A 12,745-nucleotide genomic window follows, 5' to 3' on the forward strand; every position below is an offset into this window, starting at 1 on the left:
CGCCGGTCAGGCGCTCAGGTGCCCGCAGTCGTTCCACACCTCGATCGCCGGCTCCCCGTAGGCCCAGCCGAGCACCGACAACGAGGTCGGGTTGAGGCGGATGCGGGCCGCGAAGTCCAGCGGAAGGCCCAGCCAGCGGGCGCCTATGGAGCGCAGGATGTGGCCGTGGGCGAAGATCAGCAGATCGCGGTCCTCGGAGCGGGCGTAGGAGACGACCTCGTCCGCGCGCGCGGTGACCTGCTCCAGGCTCTCCCCCTCGGGGACGCCGTCGCGCCAGATGAACCAGCCGGGACGGATGTCCTGGATCTCGGCCGGGGTCATGCCCTCGTAGGCGCCGTAGTCCCACTCCAGGAGCGCGTCCCAGGTGGTCGCCCGCTCCCCGAGACCGGCGAGCTCGCACGTCTCGCTCGCGCGCGAGAGCGGACTGGTGCGCACCTCGGCGGCGGGCAGCGAGTCGAACGGCGACCGGTGGAGCCGCTCGCCCAGCAGCTTGGCGCCGCGCCGCCCCTCTTCCAGGAGCGGGATGTCGGTCCTGCCGGTGTGCTTTCCGGACAGCGACCATTCGGTCTGTCCGTGCCGGGCCAGCAGGATGCGCGGTGCCATGACGATGACCTTTCCGGGACGGTCTCCACGAACGAGGGGGTCGGCTCGCTCGTGGACGGCTCGAGGAGTGGGTCACTCCATCATCGCTCACCTCCGCCCGGGGCAACCCGGGGGGCGATCTCAGCGTCTTCGAGATCCGGGGCGCCCCTTCGGGGTGTTCGCACACACCGTAAAATCCCGGGGTGGCCACGGACCGCCTGGTCACCACGAGCAGATGGGCACGAGCAGATGGGGGAGGGCGATCGGATGCCGCAGACCGATGCACCGCGTACCGAAGCGGCACCGCGCGCCCGGTCGGGCCGGTGGGCCGGACCGCACGGGGCCACCGCGTCGGGGATCCGCCCGCGCTGGTGGACCGAGGTCCCGCTGATCCTGTTCGTGTACGCGGCGTACACGGCGGGCCGGCTGCTGGCCCGGGGCGACACCGGCGGCGCGGTGGACCACGGCCTGGAGATCCTGCGGATCGAGAAGGCCCTCCACATCAACGCCGAGCATCCGCTGAACCGGCTGTTCACACGGGAGGCCTGGCTGGGCGTGCCCGCCGACTTCGGGTACGCCTCGCTGCACTACGTGGTGACGCCGGCGATCCTGATATGGCTGTTCCGCTCCCGGAGCGTGCGCTACCGGGCGGCCCGCACCTGGCTGTGGACCTCCACGTTCATCGGCCTGATCGGCTTCACCCTGCTGCCGACCTGCCCGCCCCGGCTGCTGTCGCCCGAGCACGGTTTCGTCGACACGATGGCCCAGTACAGCGACTACGGCTGGTGGGGCGCCGAGGCGAGCGCGCCCCGCGGCATGGGCGGGATGACGAACCAGTACGCGGCGATGCCGAGCCTGCACGTGGGCTGGGCCCTGTGGTGCGGGGTGATGCTGTGGCGTCACGGCCGGACGCCCGCGGCCAGGGTCGCCGCCGTCGCCTATCCGCTGTTCACCACGATCGTCGTGATGGGCACGGCCAACCACTACTTCCTGGACGCCGTCGCGGGCGCCGCGGTGATGGGGGCCGGCCTGCTGCTGACCCCGTTCGTGATGCGGACGGCGGACCGGCTGCGGACACTGGTGGGAAACCGTGTCCCGTGGGCCAGGGGTGCCTCGGGGGACGAGGGTTCACCGATTGTCAGTGTGGGATGCCACACTTCCGCGGGTGAACGAATTCCCCGACAGCGCGAGTCCCGAACCGGGCCGGGAGCCGAGCCGGGTGCCTCCCCCACGGACGCGGGGGACAGCACTGCGACAGCAGCTCGCTGAGCTGCGCGGTCCGGAGATCGCACCGAAGGCGCTGGACGCGCGCGCCCTCGCGGCACTCGCCGCCAACCCCGGGTGCGACCGGCGCGCCCTCCTGGACGGTGTGGGCGTCGACAAGGCGAAGCTGGCCGACGCGCTCGGCGCGCCCTCCGCGTTCGGGATGTCCCAGTTCGCCTTCATGCGGGGCAACGCGTTCGAGGCGCGCGTCAAGGCCGACGGCGGCGCCGAACTGCTGCGCCTGGTGCACGAGAAGCTGGACCCCGGCGCCGAGCCGCCCGGCGCCGGTGCCGTGCCCGACCTGGGCGCGATCGGTCCCGAGGGACGCACGGCCCGTACGGAACTGGCGTTGCGCGAGGCCACCGCGGCCGGCGGCTGGACCCTGCTCGACCACCCCATGCTCTGCCTGGACGTCGCGGGCTCCCCCGCCTTCCTGGAACCGGACGCGGTGGTCGTGCACCCCGACGGCGACTGGACGGTCGTCGAGATCAAGTCGTTCCCGATGCTGGACGGTTCGGCCGACCCGGCCAAGGTGGGCGCCGCCGCCCGGCAGTCCGCGGTGTACGTCCTGGCCCTGGAGGAGGTCGCCGCCCGTCTCGACCCCGCCCCCGAGGTCCACCACCGGATCCTCCTGGTCTGCCCGAAGGACTTCTCCAACCTCCCGACGGCCTCGGCCGTCGACGTGCGCAAGCAGCGCGCGGTCACCCGCCGCCAACTGGCCCGGCTCACCCGCGTCGAGGACATCGCGGCCGCCCTCCCCGAGGGCGTCTGCTTCTCCCCAGACCTCCCGGCCGAGGAACTGATCACGGCCGTCGAGGCGGTCCCCGCGACCTACGCGCCCGAGTGCCTGGCCGCCTGCGAACTGGCCTTCCACTGCCGGGCCCGTTCACGCGCCGGGGGCGCGGTGACCTCGCTCGGCCGCTCGCTGCGCGCGGACCTGGGCGCTCTGACGACCGTCCCGGACGTGCTGGCCGCGGCCCGCGGGGAGGCGGGCGATCCCGAGGACCCGGCCGTCGCGGCCCTCAGGAGAGCGGCTCTGCTGCGGGCGGAGGCCCTGCGCGGCACGGCCGCGGAGGCCCGGGTGCCGGCCGCGCCCGGGACACGGGCGCACGCGGACTCCACGCAGGTCCACGTACCGGTGGCCGGCGCCCCGGACGGCCGGGAGGCGGGCGCGTGTCGCTGATCACCACCCTCGCGCGGCTGGAGGCCGTCGAGAGCGGCCGGGCGCAGCCCGCCGCCACCGTGCTCCACCGTCATCTCGCCGAACGGCCGCTGGTGTTCGTGCCGCTCACCACCGCGGGCGAGGCGGGAGCCCCGCTCGGCGCGCTCGTCGGCACCGACCGGGACGCGCCCCGGCTGCTGGTCGTGCCGCAGCCCCGCGACCGCGACCTGCGCTTCGCCTTCCTCGCCGAACTGGCGGACGTCGTCCTGCCCTACCTCGACGCGTACGCGGACGTGGTCGAGGCGGCCGAGCGCAGCGAGACCGACCCGGAGACCGGCAAGCGCGTCAAGGTCGAGGTCGAGCTGTGCGCCGACGCCCCGCAGCTGATCGTGCCCGGCCGGGCCGGCATCGACTTCGTCCGTCTCCTCGGGCGCTCCACCCGTTTTCGGCGCACCGCCGAGCAGGATCCCGAGGCACCGCACCCGGCGCCGCCCCGGGTGCCGCTGTTCGGGCGCTGGCTGACCCACTTCGGGGAGCGGGCCCGCGTGCCCGGCTCCGCCCTGCTCCTCGCCCTCACCGACGTGCTGTCCCGGCACTGGGCCACCGGCCAGAGCAGCCTGGAGGACCAGCACCTCGGCGCGCTGCTCGCCTGGCTCGATCCGCCGGAGGGCGAGCCGGGCGCCGAGGCCGCGGTGCGGGCCGAGCTCCAGCGGGACGCGCGCGGCCAGCTCGTCTGCCCGCCCGCGGGACCGGCCACCGACCCCGCCTTCGACAACCAGCTGCTGGCCCCCGCGATCGAGCGCTACGACCGCGCGCGCACGGCGCTGGCCGCCGCCGAGGACGGCATCGAGGCCGACGACCGGCTCGGTGAACTCACCGCGGCGGAGCGCGAGATCCGCGCTCTCGTCGAGAGCGTCACCCGGCCCACCTGGGACGCGGTCTGGCGCGGGATCGACCTGCTGCGGACGCTGCCGGAGGGGGCGCACGCCGCCGACCGGTGGACCCGCGACCGCTGGTCGTTCACCGGACACCGCGACCGGGTCGTGGCGGGCGAGCCGCCGCAGCCGCGCCGCGACGACGCGGTGACCGCCGCGAACAAACTGGCCACGCGCGAGCGGGAGCAGGCCCGGCTGGAGGCACAGGAGGCCCTCGACGACCCGCTGGTCATGGCCGGCCGGCGGCTCGCCGGAGAGGCGTTCGCCGGAGAGGTCACCGAGGTCGTGATGGCGTACGGCGAGGGGAAGCGGCCGACCCCCCGCCCGCTGGTGACCGTCCGCACGGACGACCGCCCGCACCTGGGGGAACGGGCCAAGGTGTACCGCTCGCTCGGCGGGAAGCCGCAGGCCGCGGAGTTCGTCGGGTACGACGACGAGGGCGCGGCCGTGGTGCTGCGGATCGTCGACAAGATGGGGCGCGGCAAGGAACCCGAGGCCGGGTCCGTGCCGGAGAAGGGGGACCTCGTCTGCTTCACCCTCTTCGAGCACGAGCAGCGCGGCGGCGCCAAGCTGCCCGACCCGGAGGAGACGCCGTGGACGCACGGAGGGCCGCCCGGTGAGTCCGACGCCCCGCCGCTGCCGGACCCGGTGACCGAGGAGGACGTCCTGTGACCGCCGTGTTCGACCCGGGCGCCGAGGCCGCCCGCGCCACCGACGCGATCCTGTACGACACCCTGCACGGCACCGACCGCGGTGTCGTGGTCGACTCCCCGCCTGGCGCCGGCAAGTCGACCCTCGTCGTCCGGGCCGCGCTCGAACTGGCCTCCGCCGGGCGCCCGTTGATGGTCATCGCGCAGACCAACGCGCAGGTCGACGATCTGGTGCTGCGGCTCGCGGAGAAGGAACCCGGCCTGCCCGTGGGGCGGTTGCACAGCAGCGACTCCGATCCGTACGACAAGGCGCTCGACGGCCTGGACCAGGTCCGCAAGTCCACGAAGGCGGCCGATCTGGCGGGCCTGGACGTCGTCGTGTCGACCGCCGCGAAGTGGGCCCACGTCAAGGGCGTCGAGCCCTGGCGGCACGCGATCGTCGACGAGGCGTACCAGATGCGCTCGGACGCGCTCCTCGCCGTCGCCGGACTCTTCGAACGGGCGCTGTTCGTGGGCGACCCCGGGCAGTTGGACCCGTTCGCGATCGTCGGCTCCGAGCAGTGGGCCGGGCTGTCCTACGATCCCTCCGCGTCCGCGGTGAGCACGCTGCTCGCGCACAACCCGCACCTGCCGCAGCACCGGCTGCCGGTGTCCTGGCGGCTGCCCGCGTCGGCCGCGCCGCTGGTCTCGGGCGCCTTCTACCCGTACACGCCGTTCCGCAGCGGCACCGGTCACGGCGACCGGCGGCTGGACTTCGGTGTCCCGTCGGACGGTTCGGGCACCGACCGGGTCATCGACGAGGCGGCGGAGTCCGGTTGGGGACTGCTGGAGCTGCCGGCCCGGCACACTCCGCGCACGGACCCGGAGGCGGTCCACGCGGTGGCCGGGGTGGTGCGGCGGCTGCTCGACCGGGACGGCGCGGCCACGTCGGAGCGGGCACAGGACCCGGTGCCGCTGACGGCCGAGCGGATCGCGGTCGGCACCGCGCACCGCGACCAGGCCGCGGCCGTGCGGGCGGCACTGGCCGGTCTCGGCGTCACGGACGTCACCGTGGACACGGCGAACCGGCTCCAGGGAAGGGAGTTCGACGTCACGGTCGTCCTGCACCCGCTGTCGGGGCGGCCGGACGCCACGGCCTTCCACCTGGAGACCGGACGTCTGTGCGTGCTCGCTTCCCGGCACCGGCACGCGTGCATCGTGATCTGCCGGGAAGGAATCACGGAGTTGCTGGACGACCACCCGTCGACCGAGCCCGTGCAGCTGGGGGTGACCGTGAAGTTCCCGGACGGTTGGGAGGCCAACCATTCGGTGCTGTCGCACCTGGCGGAGCACCGGGTGGCCTGGCGGCCCTGAGCCCCGCTCCGGCGGCCCCGGATCACGGGGTCCGGGGCCCGGTGGGCGCGCTCGGCCCTTCGGCCCACTTGCGCGGGCGCGGGACAATGGACGGTGGCCCTTCGCCAGGAGGGCCCCGAACCGTACGAGGAGGAGAAGACATGGCGGAGCCCACGCCGCGTCGGAACGAACCGCGGCTACGCCCCGCGCCCCTGCTCTTCGAGCCCGCGGAAGCCGCCGGGGATCCGGAGCACTTCTTCGACCTGGAGTCGATAGACGACCCGCGCGCGCTGCTCGACCGGTCCACGGAGCTGGCGCAGGCGTTCCGCGCCGCCGCCGACCGGGCCGTCGAGTTCCAGGCCATCGCCGCCGCGCAGCTCGCCGATCCGCGCCGTTTCGACCGGCTGACCACCGCCTCGATCGCGGAGCGGGCCGAGTGGACCGAGGACTACGCGAAGAAGATGGTCGAGTTCGGCCAGGGCCTGCTGCGGGGCACGGAGGGCAACGGACACGGTCACGGGGTGGCCGACGCGCTCTGACCCGCGCGCCCGGGACCGGGCCCGGACGGTCCGGCGCCCCCTTCACCGCTCGCTGGCTGGCATATGCCAGCCGGGCAAGATACTCCACCTCACCCCCGCCTGTCCCGGTTTCCGGCAACCCTCCGGGACGGGCCGCTCACCCCGGGTAGACGTATCCGGCATGAGCAGCACACGGAACCCGCCGAGCAGCACCCCGCACGGCTCCGGGGCGGCGTCGCCCGGATGGCTGGACGTCTCGGGGGTCACGTCCGAGGGCGCCGCCTGGCTCGCCTCCGCGGGAACGTATCCGCGCAGCACGCTCGCCCTCTGGCGCGACCGGCCGGACGCCCCGGTCGTCCTGCTCTGCGGCAGCGCGTTCGACGTCGTCAGCGCGTCGGCCCTCTTCGGGCGGCGGATGCTCGACCGGCTCTGGGACGAGGGGCCGGGCTCGGGCCCGGTGGCGGCGCACCGCGGGCGGATCCTGCTGTTCGCCGCGCCCGGCACCGCCCAGCGGCTTCCCGCGCTCATGGAGTGGGAGGAGTGGGGCGCGGGCGCCCCCGCGGGACACGAGGGCACCAAGGGGCACGAGGGTGCCGCCGGGCACGAGGCCCCCGAAGCCGCCGCGGGACACGGGCCGCTCACGGGGCCCGGAACCCTCGTGGCCCCCGGAACCGCCGCGGGGCCTGGAGCCGTGGCGGGGCCCGAAGCCCTCGCGGGACCCGGAACCGCCGTGAGGACTGGAGCCGTGGCAGGCCCCGAAGCCCTCGCGGGGCCCTGGACCGTCGCCGGTTCCGATGGTGCGGGGCACGGCGGGCGGGCGGGGACGCGCCGGGAGGTGCCGCCGCTGCTCTGCCACGGTACGGGGGACGCGATCACCGTGCCCCCGCTGAACCCGCCGGACCCGGGGAGCGGCGCACCCGAGGCCGTCCGGACCGATTCCCGCTGGCTGGTGGCCCCCGACACGCGGCACCCCTGGCTCCCCGGCCCCGAGATCCTGCTCTGGGCCGCCGTACGGGCGGCCCGCGCGGCGGCGGCGTCGGCGGTGCGGATATCGATTTTTCCTCGCGCCGATCAGGATGCTAAGGTCTACGACGTCAGCAGGCGCCGCTAGCTCAGTTGGTTAGAGCAGCTGACTCTTAATCAGCGGGTCCGGGGTTCGAGTCCCTGGCGGCGCACGCCAACGAGAGCGGGATGATTCGCGGAAACGCGAGCGTCCCGCTCTCGTCGTTTCCGCCGTCGCGAGGGGCGGCTCAGCCCGTCGTGATCCTCACCGTCCAGGCCCCCGAGGCCGTCCGGTCCTCCACCTGGACGCGGACGTTCGCTCCCGGCACCCCGAAGCTCTCCCCGAGGCCCACCGGGGCGTCGGCGAGAGGCGGGTAGACGGAGTCCTCCCAGCAGGCCTCGGTGCGGGGGTGGGCGTCGAGGACCTGGACGGGGCCGCTGCCCGACTCGGTCCCGCTGCGGACCCGGTAGACGAGCACGCCCTGCTCGCACGTCGAGCCGTCGTTGCCCGCCGGTCCGCGCGCCTCCAGGGCGATCGCGCTGTCCGGGCCCGTGGGGACGACCGCCAGTTTGGTGCCCCGGCCGGCACCGAAGGCCCCCGAGCCGGGGGGAGCCGCCACGCCCACCGCGTTCGCGGACGTGGCCGGCGCGCCCGGACCGGGCGAGGACACCTGCCGTCCGCCCGGGGGCACCCGCGGCCCCTGCCGGACCGCCCCCGCCCCACTCGGCCCGCCCGTCCCGCTCGACGCGCCCGTCCCGCCCGCCGCGCCCGTCCCGCTCGTCGTCGGCACGGCCGGGGAGGCCTCCGGCTCCTCGGTGGCGGCGGCTCCCCCGGCGCTCGCGCCGGCCGAACCGACCGCCGGACCGACCGCCGAACCGACGGGTCCGGTCTCCAGCGGCTCCAGGGTCAGCCGCGTGACGCCGGCGCCCAGTACGCACGCCACCTGGTGCGGTTCCAGCCATCCCAGCCGCCACTTGTGCCAGCCGAAGAGGTCGGGAGCGAGGCCGAACTGGCTGCCCATGAGGTCCCAGTCACCCACGTAGGTGTCCCAGTCGCCCTTGCCGTCGGTGGGCCGGTGGTAGAGATCGGGCAGGTCGAAGACGTGGCCGGTCTCGTGCGCGAGGACGAGACGGTCCGGCGGATGCTTCTCGAAGACCGTGACGACGCGCCGGATGCTCTTGCCGTCCGCGTGCAGCGGCTCGTCCAGGTTGACGACCTTCGTGGCGTCCGAGTCGACACCCGGAGCGTCCGGGTCCGCGACGAAGTAGACGATGTCGTAGCGCGAGAAGTCGATCCGCGGATCGGCCACGGACAGGGCGTCGCGCAGATAGGCGGCGCGGTCGCCTGCGTTCCAGTCGCGCTGTATGGCGTACGACGTGGAGGGGCGCGGCATCTGGATCCAGGTGCGCCGGGGATGCGGCCGGACCGTGAACCTGCCGTACGAGGCCTGCTCGAAGAAACGGCTGGTGGCCGGGAAGTAGTCGCCCGTCAGCTCGGCGGGCGTGGCGCGCGGGGTGGAGTCGGGGAAGGACAGGAAGACCATCACCGCGTCGAGGGGGCGGGTGGGGCGCTCGTAGGCGGTGTTCCAGGTGTCGGCGCCCTCCGAGTGGTGCGCCGCGGTCCGTGTCAGGGCACAGGGCGACACGAGGGGCTCGGCGAGCGCGTGACCCGGCCCCAGGGAGGTCGCGGCGAGCGCGGTCATCGAGGTGAACATGGCCGCGGTGCTGCGCCAGCGGGGCGTCCCGTCGCGGGCGAGACCGCGCAGCGCCTCGCGGGCGAGAACCCTCAGGGGGAGCGGACGCGGCACGTCGACCTCCGGATGCGGTTTCGGGACACCGCATCCAGCCTGATTGAATTTGTACTATTTCGCCCTGTTTGTCTGAACCGGAAGAGTGAGGGGACGAGCGGGCCGACACCCCCGAACGTGCACGGAACGTCACGTGCGGTCCACAGGAGAGGGAACCCGTCCGGATAACAGGCAGAAACGATCTGTCAGAAGAGGTGGTTGTTCCTGGACACTGGACAGTGGCTGCACCGTTTCGGGGACAGCCTCTATGATCGGCACACTTTCCTGCACGGACACGGCTTGTGCGGCCGCCCATCACCGGCCGACCACCCCGAGAGACCCATACGAGAACGAGTGCACTGCGGGAGCGAGTGGTGAGCGGAACGTCCGAAGGGCCGGCGCCCGCGGGAGACCTCGTCCGGCCGGCCGTCACAGAACGTCACGTCGACACGTCTTCTCGTACGTCCGCCGGGGCCTCTCCCGGCCCACCCGTCCCCTCCGCACCTCCCGTGGCGCCGGAGCCGCCCTCCGGGACGCCCGCGTCCATGGCGGTTCCCGACGGAACGTCACTCCGTACCTTCCACGCGGCCTTCGCCACCGCCCCTCTCGCGATGGCCGTCGTCGACCGCGAGGGCCTCGTCGTCACCGCCAACGAGGCGCTGGACACCCTGCTCGGCGCCGGGGCGGGAACGCTCGTCGGACGGTCCGCCGCCGACCTGATGGACCTGGCCTCCGATCCCCGCACCCGGCACACGTACCGCGAGATGCTGGGCGGCGGCCAGGCCCGGCTGCGCTGCACCCGCCGGCTCAAGCACCCCGACGGCCGCGCGATCTGGGCGCAGATCACGATCGCGCCGCTTCCCCCGCCGGAACGGGCGGTCCTGATCTCGGTCACCGACATCGGCGCGAAGCGTGAACTCCAGGCGCGGCTGCGCCACTTGCAGATGCACGACCCGGTGACCCGGCTGCCCAACCGGGCGCTGTTCTTCGAGCGCCTGTCGGCGGCGCTGGAGGCGGAGACGTACGAGGAGCGCGGCACCGGCCGGATCGGACTCTGCTACCTGGACCTGGACGGGTTCAAGGCGGTCAACGACACGCTCGGCCACCGGGTCGGGGACCGGCTGCTCGCGGCCGTCGCGGAGCGTCTGACGCGCTGTGCCGAGGGGGTCGGCCTCACGCGGGCGACCGCTCCCCTGGTGGCGCGGCTGGGAGGGGACGAGTTCGCGCTGCTCGTCGAGGACTCGACGGGCACCGACCAGCTCGCGGACCTCGCCGAGTCCGCGCTGAAGGCGCTCCAGGCGCCGTTCGACCTGTCGGGTCAGCGGCTGTCCCTGTCGGCGTCCATCGGGGTCGTCGAGCGACGCGCCGCCGGCACCACCGCGACCGGTCTGATGCAGGCCGCGGACACCACGCTGTACTGGGCGAAGGCGGACGGCAAGGGCCGCTGGACGCTCTTCGACCCGGAGCGCAACGCGCACCGCATGACCCGCCAGGCCCTGTCCTCCACCCTCCGTTCGGCCGTCGAGCGGGGCGAATTCTCCCTGGAGTACCAGCCGTTGGTGGGCATGGAGGACGGCGGTGTGCACGGGGTCGAGGCGCTCGTCCGCTGGAACCACCCGAGGTTCGGGACGCTCACACCGAACCGGTTCATCGGGCTGGCCGAGGAGAACGGCTCGATCGTCCAGCTCGGCCGCTGGGTGCTGGCCACCGCCTGCCGCCAGGCCCGCCGCTGGCAGCTGGACCGTCCCGACGCCCCGCCGATCTTCGTCAGCGTCAACGTCGCCGTGCGCCAGGTCTGGGACTCCGACCTGGTGGCGGACGTGGCGAAGATCCTGACGGAGACCGGACTGGCCCCGAACCTGCTCCAGCTGGAGCTGACGGAGTCCGCGGTGATGGGCTCGGCGGGCCGGCCGCTCCAGGCGCTGCAGGCCCTCAGCGACATGGGGGTCCGCATCGCCATCGACGACTTCGGCACCGGCTACTCGAACCTCGCCTACCTGAGCAGGCTCCCGGTGTCCGTGCTGAAGCTGGACGGCTCCTTCGTCCGCGGCTTCCAGTACGAGAACGCCGACGGTTCCTCCGCCCACCCCAACCCGGCCGACGAGGTCATCGTCGAGGCGCTCGTCCAGCTCGCCCACCGGCTCGGCCTGACGGTCACCGCCGAATGCGTGGAGACCCCCTCGCAGGCGTCCCGGCTGCGCCGGATCGGCTGCGACACCGGCCAGGGCTGGCTGTACTCCCGGCCGGTGGCGCCGGAACACATCTCCGCGCTGCTGACGGCGGCCTGTCCTCAGCCCTGAGTGCCCCGCTCACCGGTCAACCCGTAGGCGTCCGCGATCAGTTCGTACGAGCGCAGCCGTACGTCACCGCTGTGCGCGTTGCCCGTGATCATCAACTCGTCGGCGCCGGTGCGCTTCTGGAGGTCGTCGAGGCCGGCGCGCACCTCGTCGGCGGTGCCGTGGATGACGTTGGCGTTCCAGGAACCGACGAACTCCCGCTCCATCGCGCTGAATTCATAGGCCTCCGCCTCCTCCGGGGTCGGCACGAGACCGGGGCGCCCGGTGCGCAGGCGGACCATGCTCAAGGCTGCGGCCAGCACCTGCCGACGGGCCTCCTTCTCCTCGTCCGCGGCGATGGCGGCGACCCCGATGAGGGCGTACGGGGCGTCGAGGACCGCGCTCGGCCGGAAGGAGGCGCGGTAGAGGTCGAGCGCCGGGATCGTGTTCTGCGCCGAGAAGTGGTGCGCGAAGGCGAAGGGGAGCCCGAGGGACCCGGCGAGGCGGGCGCTGAAGCCGGAGGAGCCGAGCAGCCAGACCGGGGGCCGGTGCCGGGACTGGACCCCGCCCGGCGAGGTCGCCTGGACCGGGCCGGGAACGGCGTGGATCCGGGCGTAGGGGTGGCCGTCGGGGAAGTCGTCGTCCAGGAAGCGGACGAGTTCCGCGAGCTGGTCGGGGAAGTCGTCGGCGCCCTCGCCCAGCCGCTGGGTGCGGCGCAGCGCGGCGGCCGTCGCCCCGTCCGTGCCCGGGGCCCGGCCGAGGCCGAGGTCGACGCGGCCCGGGGCCATCGCCTCCAGCGTGCCAAACTGCTCCGCGATGACGAGCGGGGCGTGGTTGGGGAGCATCACTCCGCCGGAGCCCAGCCGGACGCGGTCCGTGTGGGCGGCCAGGTGGGCGAGGATCACCGCGGGCGAGGAGCTGGCCACCCCGGGCATCGAGTGGTGTTCGGCCACCCAGTAGCGGTGGAAGCCGCGGGAGTCCGCGAGGCGGGCGATCTCGACGCTGGTGCGCAGGGCGTCGGTCGCGGTGCGGCCCGCGCCCACGGTGACCAGGTCCAGTACGGACAGGGGTACGGGTGCGGTGCCCCGTGCCGTGCCCCGGATCCCGTCCCTCTCGGCCGCTTCGTCCACCGTCTCGTCCACCGGGGTGCCTCCTGATTGCGTACGCGATGTCTCCTCGCCGTGCGAACAGGAGGGTTCCTCCGTTTATTCCCGGACGAGGCGGGCGCGGCCGGGCCC

The 12,745-nt window shown here is 73.9% G+C and carries 10 protein-coding genes and 1 tRNA gene; 8 read left to right on the top strand and 3 right to left on the bottom strand.

Annotated features, from left to right (window positions below; genetic code table 11):
- Positions 1-6: 6 nt before the first annotated feature.
- Positions 7-603, bottom strand: a complete 597-nt coding sequence (locus ACICHK_RS15805; RefSeq protein ID WP_406837410.1) for a histidine phosphatase family protein — start codon at positions 601-603, stop codon at positions 7-9.
- A gap of 246 nt (positions 604-849) precedes the next feature.
- On the opposite strand from ACICHK_RS15805, the gene ACICHK_RS15810 reads away from it, so the two are divergent.
- The 7 genes from ACICHK_RS15810 (at position 850) to ACICHK_RS15840 (ending at position 7,617) form a co-directional block, all read left to right on the top strand.
- Entirely contained in the window at positions 850-1,851 is a 1,002-nt protein-coding gene (locus ACICHK_RS15810; RefSeq protein ID WP_406837411.1) for a phosphatase PAP2 family protein, read from the top strand.
- Positions 1,802-3,028: a hypothetical protein gene (locus ACICHK_RS15815; RefSeq protein ID WP_406841234.1), complete on the top strand. Its 1,227-nt coding sequence runs from the start codon at positions 1,802-1,804 to the stop codon at positions 3,026-3,028. Before ACICHK_RS15810 ends, ACICHK_RS15815 begins: the two co-directional genes overlap by 50 nt.
- Positions 3,019-4,614: a hypothetical protein gene (locus ACICHK_RS15820; protein ID WP_406837412.1), complete on the top strand. Its 1,596-nt coding sequence runs from the start codon at positions 3,019-3,021 to the stop codon at positions 4,612-4,614. The genes ACICHK_RS15815 and ACICHK_RS15820 overlap by 10 nt, the downstream gene beginning before the upstream one ends.
- Positions 4,611-5,945: an AAA family ATPase gene (locus tag ACICHK_RS15825; protein WP_406837413.1), complete on the top strand. Its 1,335-nt coding sequence runs from the start codon at positions 4,611-4,613 to the stop codon at positions 5,943-5,945. The genes ACICHK_RS15820 and ACICHK_RS15825 overlap by 4 nt, the downstream gene beginning before the upstream one ends.
- A gap of 140 nt (positions 5,946-6,085) precedes the next feature.
- Positions 6,086-6,463, top strand: a complete 378-nt coding sequence (locus ACICHK_RS15830; protein ID WP_103553329.1) for a hypothetical protein — start codon at positions 6,086-6,088, stop codon at positions 6,461-6,463.
- Positions 6,464-6,623: 160 nt separating this feature from the next.
- Positions 6,624-7,553 (top strand): bifunctional DNA primase/polymerase, encoded by a 930-nt coding sequence (locus tag ACICHK_RS15835; RefSeq protein ID WP_406837414.1) that lies wholly within the window; start codon positions 6,624-6,626, stop codon positions 7,551-7,553.
- Positions 7,544-7,617, top strand: a tRNA-Lys gene (locus tag ACICHK_RS15840). Before ACICHK_RS15835 ends, ACICHK_RS15840 begins: the two co-directional genes overlap by 10 nt.
- A gap of 75 nt (positions 7,618-7,692) precedes the next feature.
- On the opposite strand, the gene ACICHK_RS15845 is transcribed toward ACICHK_RS15840, so the two are convergent.
- Positions 7,693-9,252: a M6 family metalloprotease domain-containing protein gene (locus tag ACICHK_RS15845; protein WP_406837415.1), complete on the bottom strand. Its 1,560-nt coding sequence runs from the start codon at positions 9,250-9,252 to the stop codon at positions 7,693-7,695.
- Between the two features lie 353 nt (positions 9,253-9,605).
- Here ACICHK_RS15845 and ACICHK_RS15850 point away from each other — a divergent pair, with 353 nt between their 5' ends.
- On the top strand, positions 9,606-11,531 hold the full coding sequence (locus ACICHK_RS15850; protein ID WP_406837416.1) for a putative bifunctional diguanylate cyclase/phosphodiesterase: 1,926 nt from the start codon (positions 9,606-9,608) through the stop codon (positions 11,529-11,531).
- On the opposite strand, the gene ACICHK_RS15855 is transcribed toward ACICHK_RS15850, so the two are convergent.
- A complete protein-coding gene (locus ACICHK_RS15855) occupies positions 11,522-12,649 on the bottom strand; it encodes an LLM class flavin-dependent oxidoreductase (RefSeq protein ID WP_225860635.1) in 1,128 nt (375 codons plus the stop codon). The two genes, ACICHK_RS15850 and ACICHK_RS15855, sit on opposite strands and share 10 nt — an antisense overlap.
- Positions 12,650-12,745 lie beyond the last annotated feature (96 nt).

The organism is Streptomyces sp. AHU1 (genome assembly GCF_045343905.1).
GTDB lineage: Bacteria > Actinomycetota > Actinomycetes > Streptomycetales > Streptomycetaceae > Streptomyces > Streptomyces triticiradicis.

Bases quoted from the DNA above. Each gene is read 5' to 3' on its own strand.
- ACICHK_RS15805 (WP_406837410.1), bottom strand. From the start codon at position 603: ATGGCACCGCGCATCCTGCTGGCCCGGCACGGACAGACCGAATGGTCG.
- ACICHK_RS15810 (WP_406837411.1), top strand. From the start codon at position 850: ATGCCGCAGACCGATGCACCGCGTACCGAAGCGGCACCGCGCGCCCGG.
- ACICHK_RS15830 (WP_103553329.1), top strand. From the start codon at position 6,086: ATGGCGGAGCCCACGCCGCGTCGGAACGAACCGCGGCTACGCCCCGCG.
- ACICHK_RS15835 (WP_406837414.1), top strand. From the start codon at position 6,624: ATGAGCAGCACACGGAACCCGCCGAGCAGCACCCCGCACGGCTCCGGG.